This is a genomic window from Vogesella fluminis (assembly GCF_014652335.1).
Taxonomy (GTDB): domain Bacteria; phylum Pseudomonadota; class Gammaproteobacteria; order Burkholderiales; family Chromobacteriaceae; genus Vogesella; species Vogesella fluminis.
Window position 1 is genome coordinate 1 of sequence record NZ_BMYP01000025.1, and the last position, 19576, is coordinate 19576.

Consider the following 19576-nt stretch of genomic DNA (forward strand, 5'->3'; position numbering starts at 1 on the left):
GTTCGTCGATGGCCTCCTACCATCTGTCTGCATTTACACCACTTCCGTGGACTCTATCTTGCCCGCTATCGCCTGCCGGCGATCCAGAAACTGTCCTGGGCATCCCGCTTGCTGGGCAACACGATTCCCGGCTCCTCCCCTGCCTGCCAGATGGCGCGGGTCAATGACGCCCGCTTCTGGCGGCGGGCGATTCGCACCACGCTGCTGCGCGAGCGCGAGCATTTTTATCTGCGCCTCGCCCTGCTGGGGCGCGGGCGCGAGACTTACGTGTCCGACGCCCAGCTCTCCACCCGGCTGGCGCAGCTGCGCCGCCAGAAGCAGTGGCTGGAAGAGACCGTTCTCGTGCCGCGCTACCTCGTGCCGGGCGAGGCCGACGACGGCCTGCTGACGCTGGCCAAGGTCGCCGCCAGTCCGCGCACCCGCTTTGCGAAGCTGTACACCTTCGTCAAGGCGATGGACGGACTCTCGCAAGAGGCCGGTCTGGCGTCGGCAATGGTCACGCTCACGCTGGAACCCGAGTGGCACCCCAGCCCCAGCCATGGCAAAAACACCTGGAATGGCGCCTCGCCGCGTGAAGGCCATCGCCTGATGGCCGCGCGCTGGCAGGCGATTCTGATTGCGCTGCACAAGGCCGGCATCGGGGTGTCCGGGTTGCGCGTAGTCGAGCCGCACCAAGACGCTTGCCCGCACTGGCATATCTGGCTGCTGTACCGCCCGGAGGCGGAAGCCGACATTCTGGCGGCGCTGATGCGCCAGTTCCCGCACAAGCTCAAAGTCCGTGCCCCGTCGCAGCGGGGCGAGACGGCACATGCCGGAGATGTGATGTTTGACAGCCGGAGCGATGTGCTCACCGGAGCCAGCCGGCCGCTGACGCACCCGAAAGAAGGCGCGCAGGTCGAGGTCTCCAAAATTGACCGCTCGATCTCCTCCGGGGCCAGCTACGCGATGAAGTACCTGCTGAAGACCGTCGATGGCGGCGAACCGCTGAACAAGCAGGTCGATTTGTTTGGCGATGCCGGACAAGGGGACACGTCGGACGATGCGAAAAAAGCACGACAGGCAAAACGCAAGGCGCATCAGGAATCTGCCCGTCGCGTCGATGCTTACCGCTCGCTGTGGGGCATCAACGCCGGTCAGCTGTTCGGCGTGGCCCGCTGCCTGTCGGCGTGGGATGAGCTGCGCCGGCTAGCGACGAGACCGGACGACGCGACGCTCTGCCGGCTGTGGACGCTGGCACGGGGTTCCGACAAGGAAGGGCATATTCCGGCAGGCCATGGCGAACGGGGTGATGCGAAAGGCTTCCTCGAAGCCCTGGGCGGGTTGGCCGCGGCGCAAGACCCCAAGGCCAAGACCGGCAAGGCGACACTGCGCCTGGGCCGGCTAACGGAAACGCGGCTCAACGGCTACGGCGAGGAAATCCAGCGCGCCAGAGGACTCGCGTTGATTCAGTCGCAGCGCCGTGCCGAAAAGCGGCCCGGCAAACGTGCCGGCCGGCCGCGTATGGTGTGGAAAACCGTCAAGTCGGTACTGGCACAAGTGGTCACGCGCACGCAAACGTGGAGTCTGGTGCCGAAAGCCCGTCAAGCCGTTGCCATCGCGGCAGCGGAGGCCGCGTTCATGGCGGATTTGCATGCCGGTGCACCGGCGCTAGCCGGTCACGGCAAACGTCATGAGCGCGGCGGATGCGCCGCCACCCCGGTATCCACCCTTCCCGACCCACTCCCCCCTTCGGGCTGAGCCTGTCCAACCCCCCGGTTATTTCCTGATGCGCCCGACGCAGGGAGCGGTACGCCTGCTGACGTATAAAGCCGCATCATCCGGAGCGAAAACCCCATTGCCCGCGCTAGATCAGCGCGTTCGGACGCAAATTGCGGGTCAAACTACGGTCGCAAAGACCATCCCCACCAGAAAGCCGGGGCGTCCGTGTGGAAAAGTTTCACTTAGTTATCCAAGCCCGGCAGGCACAAGGTTGGCCGCAAGGCGTCGGGTTACGCTGCGCTAACCCGACCTACGCACTGGAACCAGAAGACGCGCGCGGCGGGGCATCGGCTATCCGGCCACGGCGGAATCGAGGGGAATCGAGTCGTCGTAGAGCGTTTCTGGTGCGATATCGATTTCTCCTGGCCACACCACCGTGCCGTAATCCACGCGGACACGCTCGAAGATGGAAGGGGTCGCGATACGATTCCAGGGCTTCAAGGCAAGCAGGGGGCGCGCGTCGAAGCGGCGGCGTTCGCCATTCTGGAATTCGAGATCAAGTTGAAAGTCGGGGCGGGGGTGAACCGCAATCACATCGAGCAACATGGACAACCTCACTGCAGGGGCGCAATTCGGAATGGGTCCTCGCCATTGACGGCCAATTCCCAATCCACCAACAATTCTTCCTTGTGAATCTCGATCCAGGCCTGAACCATCTTGAGTTGCTTGGGCGGCAATACACCGTCAAGAACAGCGCCATCTTCAATCGAGACAGCAGCTTCCTGGCCTTGGTAGCGCACATGAATATGCGGGAGATGGTGGCGACGATTATCACGAAAGTACATCAGCACCAGAATTCCGTAAAACATACTGATCGTAGGCATTGCCACTCCGTTCCCCGAGCAATTCAGTCAACTTGCAGTCTAGCACAAGTTAATCGTGGTCTGTCCCCTATTACTATCTCCCCTATTACTCCCAGGAGAAAGCCCCTGCCGCAAGGTAGCGGCTTAGCCAAAGCAGAAACCGCCCCTTGGGAAACTTCGGGGCGGTTTTTTTCGTCCTGCAGAAACTAAAAAACCCTGCCCCTCTTTCGAAGGACAGGGTTTCAATCACCTCAAGTACCTACCGAGGGCAAGTACTTGTCTCTATAGAGAGATTAGACGATAGCATCAAAGTCAAATTCACCAGCGGTATCGACGCCTACCAGACGGATCATTTCGTCAGCAGAACCATCCATGTCGTTGTCGATGAACAGCAGGCCGATGTCGGCAGCGACGTTGTCGGCGTTGAAACCAACATAGTACTTAACCGTGCCGTCCAAGGCGGTATTCGCCAGCGCCAGGACCGCAGCCAAATCTGCTGCTGCACCTACGTCAGCTTCAGCGTAGTTACCAGCACCACCAGCTACCGCCATATCAATGGTATCAGTTGCTGCAGCCCAAGTACCGGTATAGATGTCGGAGGTTGCAACCGTCAGACCGCTATCACCAGCATTAAACACAAAGATATCGGAGTCAGCAACGTTACCCGAAGCGATGGTATCTGCACCAGCGCCACCGGTGAAGGTATCGTCGTTGTCAGCAGCATCATCATTGATTGTGTCGTTACCAGCGCCAGTTGTGATGTCGTTGGCACCAGCGGCACCAGTAATAGTGTACTGAACCTGGCTGGCAGTGAAGCCGGCCACGTTGATCACGAGATCAACGCCATCCTGCACGTCGCCGTTACCATCGACGTCGATCACGAACTGGTTGGTGTCAGTCGAGAAGAACGAGTCACCAAAGCGCAGATCGGCTGGAGCACCATCCAGCGAGTTGTCACCAGCAGCCAAGCTGGCCACAGTGGCAAATGTGCTCAGGAACTGGTCACCACCAGCAGCCAGCGTCACAGCCACAGTAATAACGTCGCCGGCGTTGAAGTCGGTGATGGTATCAGCGGACTGCGAAGTGGAGTCGTCAGCGTTGGCAAACGAATACACGAAGGTATCGTTACCGCCGTTACCGGTCAGGGTATCGGCCTCGTCACCGCCAGTGATGGCGTCATCGTTGGCAGAGCCAAGGATGGTCAGTGCGGCATCAAGTTCAGCAACAGCATTGATGGTCACACCACCGGTGGTGCCGCTGCGGGTACCATCGGTACGGGTTGCGTCGTCGTCGGTGATGGCCGAAGCGTCGATGGTCAGCGCACTGTTGGACCATGCATCCGAAACAGTTACGGTAACAGCGCTGTTGTCGCGACCAGCCGCGATCACGGCTTCATCGGCGTCCAGCGTGCCGTCGTCGTCCTGGTCATGGTTATCGGCCAGAACGATCTGGTCGATGGAACCAGCGGCAACGGTGATGGACATTTCCGAGTTGGCGCTACCACCCACGGCAGTTGCATCAATCTCGGTAGCAACACCACCGGTGATGGCAACGTTCACCACAACGTCGTTGTTGGTACCGGCATCGGTGAAGACCAGTGTGCGATCCAGTGCAGCGGCACCGCCCGTGGTTTCATCTTCCAGCGAGGCGTTGACCGTGAAGTCATTGTCGCCATCGTTGTCGATCGTTACGGTCGTTGCAGTCACGGCATCCATATCAACGGTCAGGGCACGTTCAAAGTCGGTACCCGTACGGATGGTGCTGGTGCCCTGAGCGATGATGCGCGCAACGCCGGTAGCAAAGCCATCGTCGTTCAGCATGACGTTGGTGTTCGTTGCGAGTTCGAGTTCTTCGATACTCACAAAGCCTTCGAATACTTCGTCATCACCGGTGGCGACATCACCCAGGGTGGTATCGACGATGATACGGTCGGTGCCTTCGCCCAGGTTCAGTGCGTCGTCAGTGGTAATGGTGTCAGCCAGCAGGTTGAGAACATCATTACCGGCACCGGTGCTGATAGTCTTGATGGCACTGTCAGCAACTTCGACAAAGACGTTGCCAACGTGTGCATCTGTATCGATGGTGTCTGCAACGACACTGATCAGTGTCAACTCACCGGTACCAGCACCGGTAATGTTCAGTGCGGTGTCAAAGTCATCGCTCAACTCGATACCGTGGTCACCGGCACCAGTTACTACCATGTTCAGGGTGTCGATGTCGCTGGTGGCAACGTTGCCGTCAACCAGAGTAACGTCGAAGTCTTCGTCACCGGTCAGGTTGATGCTGACTGCGGTGCTGTCAGCAGCTGCAGCATGGGTCAGGGTCAGAGTGACGTCCGCGTCAAATGCTGTACCCAGTTCGTCGGTCTCAAGAGCCGTACCAATAGCATTACCATTCTCATCAACCGCAGCGTTACGATCGGTTTCAACGGAGGTGATGTTGATCGTTTCGTTGTTGTAGTCGGTCAGTGCAACGGCAATGGCATCACCATCCTCTGCATCCAGGCCATTGGCTGCGAAGGTAGCACGGTCCTGGTTGGCGATGTTGATGGTAGCCAGATCAGCATCGAAGGCGCCAAGGTCAACCTCAAAGTTGGCGGTATCGTCGTCATCGTCGGTTTCAGCAGCAACCTGACCAGCAGCATCAGCGTAGGCGAAAGCAGCGGTCAGGTTCAGGGTTTCAACACCGGTCACGGTGGCATTGCCTGTCGCAGTCGCGGTTTCTTCGGCAACAGTAACGTTATCCACGGCTTCCAGGGTCAGGCTGTCGGCACCTGCACCACCAGCCACGTCACCATTGATGGTGCCGGAGATGATGGTCAGGCTGTCGTCGCCAGCGCCCAGATCAACAGCGCCGTCTGCGTCTTCGGCAGCGGTAGTACCGGCTGTGATTCCACCAGCCACGAGGCCAGCAAAGTTACCAGCGGCGATGCTTGTATCAGCACCACGGGAGCCGAGGGTAATGGTGTCGTTGCCTTCGCCGGCAGCCAGGCTGGAGTTCTCGTCGACCACGCCCACGATGGTGGCGGTGTCGTTACCTGCGCCCAGATCGACGTTGGCGCCTTCGTCGGCCTCGCCGAGGTCTTCGTCAGACAGCAGGGAACCGGTTACGGTCAGGGTGTCGTCGCCAGCGCCAGTGGTGATGTCGCCTTTGTAAGCTTCATCGGACTGCAGGACGTCGTTGCCCGAGCCGGTGGTTACGGTGGAGGTGTCGTCGCTGGCCGGGTTGGAGATGTTGGCGGAGATTACGCCGGTAGCAGTGCCACCAACCAGATCAAAACCGGTCATGTTGCCAACGTCACCCAGGGTGACGTTGCCGGCACCGGTGATGGTGATGTTGTCCAGGCCGTTGACTTCTTCCAGACCGTTAGCTTCTTCGATGTAGTTGCCGTCGCCGTCAGTGTCGTTGGCAATAACCAGTGCGCCTGTGGCGTTGATCACCAGAGACTGGCCGGTAGCAGCCAGACCGTCCTGACGCAGGTCCAGGTCATTGATCAGGGTGTCGGACACCACGTTCAGGGTGACGGTCTCGACTTGCTGCGATTCAATGGCAGTGGCGCCGATGTCGAAGTCGTCGATCAGGGCGTTGTCCAGCTCAACGGTTACGGATTGGGTGCCGGCCAGCTCGCCATTGCGGTAGCTCAGCTCAACGTCGTTGAATTCGGCGCTGTTGGCTACCGACAGGTTAACCACTGCGGCTTCCATGTTCTGTACGGTCAGGCCGGTCTGAACACGGGTCACATTGACTGTCTCGACGCCGGTCGCGTCTTGCAGGTCGAGAGTGCTGGCAGCGTCAGCAACAAATTTAACGTTGATGGTTTCGATGCCATGCAGTTCCGGAGTAACGAGCGTGCCGCCGGCATCGTTGTCATCACCGAAGGTGAAGTTCAGGGTCGGGTTGTCGCCGGTACCGGTCAGAACGTCGTCGTCCTGCAGGGTGTTGATGCGGTCGTTACCACCCGGTGTGTAGACCTGGTCAGCATTGAACACGTTTGCAGTGGCAGTATCGTTGCCGCTGGTGAGCGTGAAACCCTGAATGTTGGCGTTGCTCTCGGATGCGGCAACACGGGCGGCCAGGTAGTCGTAATCAACACCGGAGCCAGTACCAACCACGGCATTCAGCACGTTCAGAATGAAGGTGGATTTCTGGAGGGTGCCGGTTTCCAGCTGAGCGGTCCAGTATGCAACACCGCCTGCATCGCCAGGACGGTTCAGTACGTTCTGGTAGATGGCCTTGACGAAGTTTTCAGCCGACATGGTAGCCGGGTATGTGGTGGTGAATTCTGCAGTCTTGGAGAATTCGGTCGCCAGTTCCTGCTGGATGGCAGCATCGGTCTTGCCTGCGTTCAGGCCAGCCAGATATACCTTACCCCAGAAGTCAGCGCCTTCGGCGTCTGCATTGCGGTTGAAGTTGCTTACGTACAGACGATGGATGCTGTCCACTTGCGCCTGGGTCAGAAATTGAACGGCCATTTTGATAACCTTTATAAAAGTTGATGCGGTTAGCAACGAGTGCTTAATCGATTTGGCACTCACTGGCGGGCACTTGGCCTACCAGCTTGCCGGGCATTATAAGGGTAGGGTTGTAAAAACCGATGTGATTTCCATCACACTCTTTGTCATATGGTGTCAGCGTGGTTGCTGGGCATGCATACGGTGTTTTTTTGTGCTGCCGCGCCAGAAAATTGCCGCTTTTTTGTATGGCCGCTCAGAATCTTGCGGCAATGCCAATGGCCAGCCGTGTCTCTTGTTGTCTGAACAGGGCAATGTTGCTTTGCTGGCGGCTGTGCAGCAGTTCGCTGCGTAGCGCAAGCGTGTTTGTGAGTGGCCAGGTAAGCACGGCGGAGAGTTCTTGCAGGTTTTGCCGCCGGATCGTGGTGCCTGTCAGCGGGCTGAAGGGGGCGCTGTCGCGGGCTTGTTGCCAGCGGTAGCCTGCATCCAGTCTTGCGGTTTGCAGCAGGAGCAGGGGCAGGTTGTAGCCGATGGCCAGCCGGCGCTGGCTTTGGCCGGGGCGGGTTGTCTGCCGCTGGTCTTGTTCTGCTGTCAGCCTGATCTGGCCTGCCCGCCCGAGGATGAGGCTGCTACCGGCGTTCAGGGTGAGGTAGGGTTGCTGTTGGGTGCGGTTTTGTTCGATGCCGGTTTGCCAGCCAAGGGCGGCTTGCCGGCCTTGCCACCACAGGCCGATTTTGCTCTGGCGGCCCAGCAGGCTGTCCTTGAATACGGCAAGGTTTAGCGCCAGACGCTGGTTGCCGCTTTCATGGCTCAGTTCGCCGTGCCAGTTGCCGTATTCTGCGAGTGTTTGTTGTCCGCTTATGGGACGGCGTGCATAAAAGCCGGTGTTCAGGCTGATGCTGGGTAGCCGGTGGCTGAATAGTTGCAGGTCCAGGGCGATGTCGTGGTAGCTGGCGGCCTGGGCACGGCTATCGCCGCTGAGTGGCAGGCTGATTGACTGGCCGGATAGCAGGATGTCCATTCTGTCTGCCTGGCTGCCGGCGTTGTAGTTGCTGCTGCGGCCAACGTGGCTGCGCAGTTCGCCATTGATGGTGATGGCCGGCCCGGTTTGTTGTTGCAGGGCCGGCGGCAGGCCGTATCTGGCCTTGGCTGCTTCCAGTATGTTCTGGCAGCTGGTGCGCTGGCCGTCCCGGCATAGGGCCATTCCGTAGTCGTACCAGGCGCCAGCGTGGTCTGGCTGCAGCAGGAGCGCTTGTTCCAGGTGGGTGATGGCCAGCTGGGTGTCGCCGGCTTGCAGTGCGTAGGTACCCAGCCAGTAGTGGTATTCCGTTTGCTGTCTGATGGCCGGAGGAGCTTGCAAGAGTGCTTGCAGTGCGTCTTGCGGGCTCAGCGTGGCCAGCTGTGCTTGCATTTCTTGCCAGTTGTCTGCGTGGCTTGCGGTGCTGGCCATGGTCAGCAGGATGGCTGCCAGTGTCTTGATGCGTTGTTTTGGTGGCATATTCGGGTAATGAAAAACGGGGCTGTGATAGCCCCGTTCTGTTTTGGCTGATGTTGTCAGTGCGCTGGCGCTTAACGGTTCCAGACCATGGTGCCTGTCAGCTGGCGTCCGTCATCAATGGGCTTTTCAAATATGCTGCCTACGGTATTTTGGTTGGCGTGCACGATGCCTGTGAAGCTGGTATTGGATTTTGTGGGGTCGGCAACCAGGTAGCCGCGCCAGTCGGCGGTGCCGGCGGCCTGCAGATGATGCGCGATCGTGCCATCATTGACAATAGCATTGGCGGTAAAGCTGCTGCTGCCAAGGTCAATGCCAAGTGTGCCGCTGATGAGGTCTGCTGCTGTGTATTGGCCGTTTGCCTGGATATAGGCCGCGCCTCCGGTCAGGGAGAAGTTTGCTTTCCAGCGATCAGGCAGGCGATCGACTTTTTTGGTAAGGCCCAGCCCGAAGATGGAGGTGGCAATGTGGATGGATTTGCCGTCTGCGAGGAGTGCGGTAACCGGCAGGCCGTTCATGCCATTTGCGTCATTTTGCCAGCGGCCCCAGTGTACGCCCTCGGTCCCGGGACCGCTATCCGGCAGGGGGGTTACTTTTTGCAGGCTGCTGGCCTTGTTTTCCTGCAGCACGGAGGCGATATCGCCGGAAACCGGCAGCACCGTGCTGTCTGCCGGCAGCGGCAGGTTGCCTTTGAGCAGCTTGGGGGTGTTGTCCTTGCGGTTCAGCTCGACATAGCTGTCGGTGCTGGCCGCCAGGTCGACCGTCTTGTCCCAGCAGGCACCAAAGCTTTCGACTTTGCAGCTTTCACTGAAGGCCGATACTACGATGGCGCCGCTCTTGACGCTGGCTCTGGTGGTGGCATCGCTGGCAAAGGTGACAAAGTCGGTGCCGCGAATGCCGATGGCGGCAATGGGGGTATTGAGCCGAAAAGCGCCCTTGTTGGCCTCGCCAATGGCGCCTGTTACTGATCTGACTACGCCATTCTTGAGGGCGTAGCGGATCTTGCCCGCGCCGGGGTTGGCCGCATCATATTCAAATACTTCGATGTCCAGCACGGAGTTGGGCCGAACCGCAAGCAGGCTGCCATCTTTCATCTTTACGTGAACATGGCCACCGCTGCCGGTGATGATTTTTTGCCCTGCCTTGAGCTGGGTGCCTCGTTCTAGCGGTCGCTTCTGCCCGTTGTCGTCAACCCAGGCCTGGCCCACAGCCAGCATGACATCGCCCGCCGCAGGGGCCGCCATCACGACCGTCCCAGGTAAGAGCATGGCTGTAGCTAGCGCAGCAGCAAGCAATTGTCTGTTGATTGTCATGAGCAGTCCTCTCGTTTTGCGTAAAGCCGGTAATCCCCGGCTTGTCCGGGGCTGATTCCATCAGTAGTGTAGTGCTTGATGATGACAAGAGTGCGTTGATTCCGCCACTTGTGCAGGGTCCAAGCATTGTCCGGCGCGTTTGCCCCATGCATGTGCATGGGGCAAACGTTGCTGCTGAGTATTTTTTGAACAGTATAGCATTTTCAGTCCCGCTCTGGCTTGATTCCTGTCGTGCATAGCAGTTGCCCGACGCTTTGCTGCCATGTCTGCCATGTCATCCCGTCGGTTTGTATGCGCTCTGCCTCCGGTGTTTCCAGCCAGTGCCGTATGGCGGCGGCAAGGTCTTCAGGCCGATGACCTGTAAAATAGCTGGCATTTTCTCCGGCAATTTCCCGAAACACCGGTATATCCCGCACCAGTAACGGCAAGCCGTATTGTGCAGCTTCAATGAGTGGCAGCCCGAATCCCTCTCCACGTGATGCCGCCAGCAGGCAATCTGCACGCTTGTATACCTGATCCAGCACTTCATCGCTGACTGCAAACAGGCAGAATAATCTTTTGCCGTTTTCAGGGTGGGTCCGGAGCCGTTCCATAAAGTTATCAGTCATCCAGCCCGGCTTGCCGATAATGACCAGTTGGCTGAATATCTGCTTTTCCCATAGTAGTTCAAAGGCATCCAGCACCTGCACATGTCCTTTCCGGGGCTCGATGGTGCTGACCATCAGGAATACGGTTGCCGATTCCAGCTTGCCGAGAATATCCATCTCGCTTTCGGATATTCCAGCAGATGGAAGGCTTGCCTTGATATCCGCACCCAGATGAAACGAGCTAATCTGTAAATGCTCTGCGGTTTCAACATGCTCTTCACGAATACAGGTATCAAGCTCATCGGCTACGGCACCAGAAATGCAAACCAGCTGGTGTGAAACCCTGCAGATTGTTTTCAGCCATTTTTTATAATCGTGCTCAATAAATGGTGGGAAGCATTCCGGCATTTTTAAAGGCAAAAGATCATAGACAATGAATATGATCCTGGCCCCGCTTTTTCTCCACTCCTGCAAGCATTCTTCAAGATTTGGTATGGCCGACAATAGAAGGTCTGCACCTATAAAAACGTCGCCATTATTGATAGATACTGCTTCATCCTGTAATAATTCCTTATCCCCGAAGAAGTGTGCACTTACATATTTTCGTGCATAATCATATCCACCAGTTTCATTAAAATATATTGGCTCAACCCTATAACCTTCCGGGGGGTTTGTTAGCAGTTCATTGACTATACTGCGCACTACCCGCTCTATACCTGTTTTCAAATCGTGCCTGACAATTGCAGAAATATCGATCAGTATTTTCTTCAATTCACACGATCCGGAATTAATTATTACCTGGCTATCAAGTCGACCAAGCCCATCCAGCATGGAACCTACTGGCAGGCTGTTTTTTTGGCATTCATAGAAATATTCAATCGCAGCATGATATTTACGCCCCACTTCGGTATTGTTGTTATTATGATCAATATCAGCCTTTGCATTACATGCAAATTGCATGGTTGTTTTTTTATCAAAAAACGCTTTTTCCAGCATCAATTGCAACTCTGTCATGTCAAAGTTTTCTGATATCTTCATAACAGCTTTATTACTTATCTCCTTGATAAATCCATGATTATTGCAAATAACAGGCAAACCGGCTGACAAGCAATCAAATACGGCTGCCGAGGTTTCACCACGTGAATCCTGCCGTAACTGTACTGCCAAATCTGCTGCAGCCATATAATCAATGTATTCTTGCTGCTCAACAAAGCCGGTTATAGAAATACTGTTGATATTGGTTGCTTTCCATATCTCGGCTTTAATTTCATTACTGTATTCACCAGATGGCATGCTTCCTACAAACACAAGGCAGCATCCGTCAGACAAACTAAAAAATGAATTATTCCAGACTTCAATCAATTCCTTGTTCATTTTTGTTGGACCAAGGAATCCAAAACAGCAAACAACCCATTCCGATTCAGGAATATTCAATCTATTACGGGCAGATGTCCTGCTTGGTAAATTTAATCTTCTTGGGAGAAATGGAACCACTTTTATGTTATTGCAAATATCTTTTCCGTAATTTTCTGAAAGTTTATTTTTTGCAAAATCAGAATGTATTATTGCACCAAAAGAGTTTTTAATTACTTTATCACTGCATGCGTATTTTCCAAGAACATTTTTTAATCCACCAAATTTCAGATCTATTAGCGATTTATAACCATGACTCTGGTAAAGAATTGCTTCCTGATTAACACCAATTCTATTTGTGTATTCAAGCATGGCATCAGACAGTATCACATCATGCATGACTACCACACCAGGATAATCATTCAGCAGATCAAACATGGGAAAATGATAATGTGAATTCCCGATTTTATATAGTACCCTGTCTATATCTTTATAGTTATATTTAAACCATTGAGTATCACGGATTTCATATCCACCTTCTCTGTTATTGATATCAATTATTTTATCACTAATAATTACCACTCTATAATATACAAGTAATTCTGGAATCAACTCCATTGTATAGTCAGCGATACCGCTTCTATCCGGAGGCAGTGGCGAGAACAATGCTAAAATCGGTTTTTGAGAATTAATATCTAACATTTTAATAACCACAAATAATTTTCCGGATATTACAACACACAGAGCTGAATTGTAATAATATCAGTTATTACTGCACTTTTTCTTTATCCAGTTCATGAATCTGAGTGGTTTGGTTATTTTCCATGAAATACTGCCATATATGTTTTTAATAACATCATCCAGTTCAACCACCCTGGCTTTCAGCTCATTGACATCAATCCTGCTTAATTCTTCATCCTTGTCTTTTATCAGTTTTTCCAGTTTTTCTGCATAACGGCCAGTTTGCCACTCACTATACTTTATAAAACCATCAAGTATATTTGGTGGAACTGAAACCAATTGATGTAGTCTGGTATAATGTTCATTAGCTACATAAAATACATTTATACCGTCAAAGTATGATCTTTTATAATGATTGACTAAAATAATATTTTCCCATTCAGAGTTATCAGGCAGCTCTCCATTTGGTTTTCTAACTTCAGCAAGTATTATCCACGGTCTCCACTTTTTCAGATCCAGACCATTCAATACTTCTATCTCCGCACCTTCTACATCTATTTTTAAAAAGTGTATTTCCTTTGGATTGTGGCTATATAAGATATCATTTAATTTTTCTACATTTACAATTTTCTCTTCTACTTCATGTCCCGCCTTGATATGTTCATTTGCAACATTGGCATCCATTGTTGCCCAGCCACGAACATCTTTTACATCATAAATCTTGAAACTTCCGCTTTCAGAACCTGCTGCACAGCAAAGGTTAATATCTCTTGGTCTATTTTTTAATAATTCCTTGTGATGAATATCCAGTGGCTCAATGTTTATTCCGTTCCAACCTTTCTTATAAAATGCCAAGGTAACCGAATCAATAACCGGATCATTTGCACCTACATCTACATAGAATCCGCTTTTGATATCTTTTAGAGCACGCCACAAGACAACATCTTCAAAATTTTGGGCATACGAAATAAAATATTTCATGATTTATCCATACAATTTCTGTCAATTTTCAGATTAACCGGCATCCAGGTTGTCCCTACGAAGTTTGGTTTATCTACATTTACTACATTAAATACAAGAGCCAGATCTTTCCACTCAAAATTGTCTGCCAAATGATTTTCAGTGCTGACTAGTGCTGTTGCTATCGAGTAGCTTCCTTCTCCAAGATCAGCATCAAATGCTATCTCATAAGACAGATATTCACCTGCTTTCAGATTATCTACAGGCATATCCAGGTAATGAGTATTTGTTCCAAAAACAGGCTGGCCCAATCTGTCTTTTATCATGTAGCCAAGAATCAATCTTGGAATTTCTTTCCTTATCTCAACAAGTATTTTTAATATTACTTGCTGACCTGTATTGATAACATCAATTTCTTTACCATCAATATTGATGATTTTTATATTTTTTACTGTTGCTTCACCAGTCCCAGAAATAGTTGCAACATCCCCAGTATTGGTTTTTATATGTTTGACATCACCACTTTCTTTATCTGCTATCAGCGCATTATAGTAATCAGAAACAAGCTCAGGGCTTCCTTCCATTACTTTCTTTCCTGCATTCAAAAGTATCGCGCGGTCACAAATAGCCTGAATGGCTGCTTTGTCATGAGAAACAATCAGTAGCGTTGTCCCTTCTTTTCTGAATTTTCTTATTTTATCAAAACACTTATGCTGAAAATAAGCATCACCTACTGATAATGCTTCATCAACAATAAGTACATCTGGTCTTACCGCTGTTGCCAAACTGAATGCCAGCCTGACTTGCATTCCGCTTGAATAAACTTTAACCGGCTTGTCAATATATTCACCTATTTCAGCAAATATTTCTATTTCCGGCATTAATGAATCAATTTCCTTCCTGGATAATCCAGCTAACTGACCAGCCAGATATAAATTTTGCCGGCCACTGAATTCAGGGTGAAATCCCATTCCAAGTTCAAGTAATGCAATGACCCGTCCCTTCGTTTTAACATGGCCAGTAGTCGGCTTTGATGTTCCCGATATTATTTTCAATAGTGTACTTTTTCCTGCACCATTTAATCCAAGGATACCAACAGCCTCACCGGGCATAACTTCAAAATCAATATCCTGTAATACCCACTTTTTCTTGTGCTTATTTTTTGCAAAAGGGATAATTAATTCGAACAATCTATCAAGTTTCCTGTTATAATTTTTATAGGCTTTACCGACATTTTTTATTGTTATTACACTCATTTAATGTTCCTTGGCATCTTATTTAACCTCAGGGGTACAAACATTTATTTCCTTCTCATGGCCTTTTATTTTTAATGCACCATGCCATATTAATTTTTTATTAATAAGGTTTTTGCTTGTTTCTTCACTTATCAAGATACCAACATCGAAATGGCGACAAGAATCCTGTAATCTGGCAGCAATATTTACAGAGCTGCCAACTGCTGTATATGATTTTCTGTTTTCACTCCCCATATTTCCTACTGCAGAATGACCAGTATTAATGCCGATTGTCACTTCAATTTCTGGAAGTTCTTTTTCTATTAATTTTTCATTAAGTTCGGAAATATTATTCTGTATATCAATTGCGCAGGATACAGCATCATTTGCATGATATTTGTTATTTAATGGTGCACCCCATATTGCCATCACTGCATCGCCTATAAATTTATCTATAATACCATTATGCTGATGAATTTTTTTCTCCATAAAATCCATGAACAGATTAAGTAGCAGTGCCACTTTAATTGGTGGCATTTCTTCTGTAATTTTTGAAAAATTCTTGATATCTGCAAACATTACTGTTATTTCTATGTTTTTTGCCTGAATTTTTCTTGGGTCATCACCAGATTCAATAAGTTGCACTAAAACTTCTTTTGGTATATATGCACTCAATTGTAACAGCATTATACCTTCCGATATCTGAGCTGCTACCTTTTGCAAAAATATATTTATTGGGAGTAATATTATTATGCTGCTGATTATTGGCAACACCGGTAAATCAATATTTTTCTCCCAAAGAATATAAGATGCCAATATCCATAGTAAAGCGAAGCATAACAATGCTTTTATGTTTTTAAATCCTGATTTTTCAATTGAAAATATTCCCCAACATATAATTAAAAGTACTAAAAATGTAATTAAAATAGTCCACTGTGGCCTTTCCGGATTATTCTGCTGCAGCAACATATTTAAAACAAATGCATGGACTTGTACACCTGATATCCTGCTATCAGTTGGAATACTTATTAAATCACCCAGCCCTGTTGCCGAAGATCCAATAATAACAATTTTGTTTTTTAAAAATTCTTTCGGTAAACTATTATCAAAAACCAAGTTTGCTGAATATTGAGGTGCTGGCTTTATTGTAAAATTGAGCCGCGATACTCCACTATTATCTATTGGCAGAACAGCTTCTGATTGCGAATGAACCAGTTTGCCATTTTTCAATAACCACTTGCTTTCTTTTTTGTTATCTATGGTCACATCAAACATTGATAGTGCAAGCGATGGATAACATACTCCATTATATTTTATCAATGGTATAAAACTTCTAATCAACCCATCTGCATCAACTTTTGGGCTGATATGCCCTGCATGAGGAATATTACCAAATGATTTGCTTATGCCAACATATCCATTTGAATCTTGAATATTAATTCCAACCGGACAATTCATTCCTCCACTTAATACGGCCTCTGTTGTATTAGTGCTATTATCAGATAGAGAAAATACTTGTGAAAATACTAGTGGATATTTATATCCAAGTGATCCAAAATATTCATCCACACTGGTATTAGCTGAAGGTTCTGCATATAAAATATCCAGACCTACAGTACTTGTTTGATAGTCCTTGAATAATTTTTCAACAAGCTCGATAATCCGCTGCCGGGGCCACGGCCAATTCCCTATCACACCAAGGCTGATATCATCTATATCAACAATAACAACAGAATCTCCGGTTTCTTTTTGTGGTAGTATGAGCCATTGGGTATCATTCAAGCGTTCACGCCAGGAATGGATCATCCCTTGCCCTAGATAACCTAGAGAAAGATAAAGTATCATCACACTGAAAAAAATTGTGAAGAATATTTTTTTTCTGTTTGAAATCTTGTATTTTGCTTTCAAAGCTTAATTTTTACACAGGATAGAATGGTTGTTTTGTTAACAATAAAGGTTCAGTTTTAAAAATGATAAATACCCAAATTCTGAATAGAGTTAAACTATTCTCTGACCTACCTCCAGAACAGCTAAACTGGCTTTCTGTTTTGTGTAATATGCGAGAGTTTCAGAAAGGGGCTATTGTTGTTAACAAAGATGAAAATAGTAATGATCTTATGTTTCTACTCCAAGGGCAGCTTGTTGTTACAGATGTCACACAGGATGGTATTGAAATTGGCTTGTATATAATCAAGCCAGGATATTCTTTTGGTGAAATTTCAGCAATCGATTCTCTACCCAGGGCAGCCACTGTAAAAGCTATGGAAAAATCAATTGTCGGCTTTTTGCCAGGTATTGAGTTTCAAAACTTGCTACTGATAGCTCCAAAAATAGCAAGTCAGCTGCTAAAACAATTTGCCTCAACAATACGTGAAAATAATCGTCAACGTATCATATTATCCATAAATAATGTGCACAGGAGAGTAGCCGCTCTGCTTCTCAGCTACTCCAGGCCTGATTCTGAACAGGGTGGTTTGGTAATCACAAATTTGCCTACCCAGCAAGAGCTTGCGGCCATGGCAAATACAACTCGTGAGTCTATTTCTAGAGTTTTAAGATCGCTGATTGATAATGGTATTCTAGAAAAATCAGGCAGAGTAATAAGAATTATTGAAGCGGAAAAAATCAACAAGATCATAAACAATAGTAGTGTTGATTTTAAATAGCTGTATTTATTTATATTACTCTGCACCGCTATTTTATGATTTTTATTTCATGATATTCTTGTTATTTTTTATTTAAAATTATATTTCATCAAGTATATCTCCATACAACCTTCTATATGACAAACATGTTATTAGTAATAATACTATTAAAATAGTTAGTGGATATAACAGTAATGTCAAATCCGGCTTCAGTCCAAGATGAATTTGATGACTTAAATCCATTAAATTATATAACGGTACCCATGATATTAGCTCTTTAATATTCTCTGGTAATATACTGGACGGATAAACCACTGGTGTTGCCCAAAATAAAATCTGTAACAGTAATGGTATGATTTGTCCTATATCTCTCAAGAATACATTATAAACTGCCATTAACACACCAAAAGAGAATGCCATCAATATCAGTATCACTAATATCATTGGATAAATAATCAATATGTTTATATTCAATATTCCTTGAATAAGCATGAATAGTATAAATATCCCGTATATTATACTGAAATTAATGACACTCCCTGCGGTAGCGATGACCGGCAGCGAAATCACCGGAAAGCTGGCTTTCTTGATCAGGTTGGCATTGTCGACCACAAAGCTCTGGGTGCGGCCGACGATCTCGGCAAACAGGTTCCATTGCAGCAGGCCGGCACACAGGTACACGCTATAGGCATACGCCATGTCCATGCCGGGCAGGCGCGAATGCATGATCCTGGAAAACACCAGCGTGTAGATCAGGATCATCACCAGTGGCGAGCCGATCAGCCACCACAGGCCCAGCACCGAATCCTTGTACTTGAGCTGTACTTCGCGCTGCACGCTGGCGCGGATGAAGCCGCGATAACGCCACAGCTCGCGCAGGCTACTGACGACCATAATGATCCTCGAAACGGACGATATCGTCTTCTTCCAGGTACTGGCCGCTTTGCACTTCGATAATGGCCAGGTCGATCACGCCGGGGTTGGACAGGCGATGGACATGACCGGCCGGAATATAGGTGGACTCGTTCGGGCCGAGCAGGAACTCCTTGTCGCCGTTGACTACCCTGGCCATGCCGGATACCACGATCCAGTGTTCGCTGCGGTGGTGATGCATCTGCAGCGACAGCGACTGGCCCGGCTTCACCTCGATGCGCTTGATCTTGTAGCCGGCGGCTTCTTCCAGCACGGTGTAGCTGCCCCACGGCCGGTACATGGTGTTGTGCACTTCGTGCAGCATGCTGCCTTCGGCCTTCAGCCGGTCCACTACCTTTTTCACGTCCTGGGCCCTGTCCTTGCGCGAGATCAGCAGGGCATCGGGGGTGTCCACCACCACCAGGTTTTCCAGGCCGATGGCCGCCACCACACGCTTGCCGGTCTGGAAGTAGCAATCCTGCGAATCGATATTGATCACGTTTTCCGGCAAGGCCTGCTCGCCAAGCGCCGCCACCGCGTCCCAGGAGCCGATATCGCTCCAGTCGAAACCGGCGCCGACCATCGCCACGTTGGCGCTTTTCTCGACCACGGCGTAATCGACCGAGATGTCCGGGCACTTGCCGAAGCTGTCCTGGTCCAGCGCGAACATGTGCCAGTGCTCGTTGTCGGCACGCGAGACATCCCAGCACTGCCGTACCGCATCGCTGACATGGGCGGCGTGTTCGGCGAACTCGGCCAGCATCTGGCCGGCCGTGCAGCAGAACATGCCGCTGTTCCAGAAATAGCCGCCCTCGGCCAGCATGCGCTCGGCCTTGGCAAGGTCGGGTTTTTCATGGAAGGACGTCACCTGGTGACAGCCTTCGCTGCCGGCAATCGCGTCCCCGGCCTGGATATAGCCGAAGCCGGTGTGGGCAAACTGCGGCTTGATGCCGAAGGTCACCAGCTTGCCCTGTGCGGCCAACCTTGCGGCCGCAGCGGCGGAACGGGCGAAAGCGGCCTGGTCGTGGATCAGGTGATCCGCCGCCACGAGCAGCATTACCGCCTCGGCCCCGTAACGCTCATTCACATAGTGTGCCGCCGCCAGGATGGCCGGTGCCGTATTGCGGCCAACCGGCTCCAGCAGGAAATCGGCCTTGCCACTGACCTGTTTCAGCTGCTCGCGCGACTGGAAGTAGTAATCACGGTTGGTAATGATCAGCGGCAGCTGGCTGTCGGCCAGTTGCGCCACGCGCTGCCAGGTTTTTTGCAGCAGGCTGCCGCTGCCGTCAAAATCAAGAAACGGTTTCGGGTAGCCCTTGCGCGATGCTGGCCACAGTCTCGTGCCGGCGCCGCCGGACAGGATGACCGGAATAATCATGTTCG

13 protein-coding genes are annotated in these 19576 nt (G+C 50.4%); 2 read left to right on the plus strand and 11 right to left on the minus strand.

Going from position 1 to position 19576, the window contains the following annotated elements; all coding sequences use genetic code 11:
• A partial coding sequence (locus IE083_RS10560; RefSeq protein WP_189353564.1) for a replication endonuclease occupies positions 1–1737 on the plus strand: 1737 nt, incomplete at its 5' end.
• Positions 1738–2049: 312 nt separating this feature from the next.
• On the opposite strand, the gene IE083_RS10565 is transcribed toward IE083_RS10560, so the two are convergent.
• From IE083_RS10565 to IE083_RS10605, 9 genes are all read right to left on the minus strand, one after another.
• A complete protein-coding gene (locus IE083_RS10565; RefSeq protein WP_189353565.1) occupies positions 2050–2304 on the minus strand; it encodes a DUF2442 domain-containing protein in 255 nt (84 codons plus the stop codon).
• 8 nt (positions 2305–2312) lie between these two features.
• On the minus strand, positions 2313–2582 hold the full coding sequence (locus IE083_RS10570; RefSeq protein ID WP_189353566.1) for a DUF4160 domain-containing protein: 270 nt from the start codon (positions 2580–2582) through the stop codon (positions 2313–2315).
• Positions 2583–2854: 272 nt separating this feature from the next.
• On the minus strand, positions 2855–7033 hold the full coding sequence (locus IE083_RS10575; RefSeq protein WP_189353567.1) for a DUF4214 domain-containing protein: 4179 nt from the start codon (positions 7031–7033) through the stop codon (positions 2855–2857).
• A gap of 235 nt (positions 7034–7268) precedes the next feature.
• Positions 7269–8510 carry a tetratricopeptide repeat protein gene (locus IE083_RS10580; RefSeq protein ID WP_189353568.1) on the minus strand — a complete coding sequence of 414 codons (1242 nt, stop codon included), beginning with the start codon at positions 8508–8510 and terminating at the stop codon, positions 7269–7271.
• A gap of 71 nt (positions 8511–8581) precedes the next feature.
• Complete coding sequence (locus tag IE083_RS10585; RefSeq protein ID WP_189353569.1) at positions 8582–9820, minus strand: FecR family protein; 1239 nt, start codon at positions 9818–9820, stop codon at positions 8582–8584.
• Between the two features lie 203 nt (positions 9821–10023).
• Positions 10024–12462, minus strand: coding sequence for a glycosyltransferase (locus IE083_RS10590; protein WP_189353570.1), 2439 nt, complete (start codon positions 12460–12462; stop codon positions 10024–10026).
• Positions 12463–12522: 60 nt separating this feature from the next.
• Complete coding sequence (locus tag IE083_RS10595; protein WP_189353571.1) at positions 12523–13422, minus strand: FkbM family methyltransferase; 900 nt, start codon at positions 13420–13422, stop codon at positions 12523–12525.
• A complete protein-coding gene (locus IE083_RS10600; protein ID WP_189353572.1) occupies positions 13419–14657 on the minus strand; it encodes an ABC transporter ATP-binding protein in 1239 nt (412 codons plus the stop codon). The genes IE083_RS10595 and IE083_RS10600 overlap by 4 nt, the downstream gene beginning before the upstream one ends.
• Before the next feature lie 18 nt (positions 14658–14675).
• Positions 14676–16544 (minus strand): CHASE2 domain-containing protein, encoded by a 1869-nt coding sequence (locus IE083_RS10605; RefSeq protein ID WP_189353573.1) that lies wholly within the window; start codon positions 16542–16544, stop codon positions 14676–14678.
• 62 nt (positions 16545–16606) lie between these two features.
• Between IE083_RS10605 and IE083_RS10610 the strand changes: the two genes are divergently transcribed.
• On the plus strand, positions 16607–17302 hold the full coding sequence (locus IE083_RS10610) for a Crp/Fnr family transcriptional regulator (protein WP_189353574.1): 696 nt from the start codon (positions 16607–16609) through the stop codon (positions 17300–17302).
• A gap of 78 nt (positions 17303–17380) precedes the next feature.
• Here IE083_RS10610 and IE083_RS10615 read toward each other — a convergent pair whose 3' ends face one another.
• Positions 17381–18175, minus strand: coding sequence for an ABC transporter permease (locus tag IE083_RS10615; protein WP_189353575.1), 795 nt, complete (start codon positions 18173–18175; stop codon positions 17381–17383).
• Complete coding sequence (locus IE083_RS10620) at positions 18162–19571, minus strand: mannose-1-phosphate guanylyltransferase/mannose-6-phosphate isomerase (protein ID WP_189353576.1); 1410 nt, start codon at positions 19569–19571, stop codon at positions 18162–18164. Before IE083_RS10620 ends, IE083_RS10615 begins: the two co-directional genes overlap by 14 nt.
• Between the last annotated feature and the right edge of the window lie 5 nt (positions 19572–19576).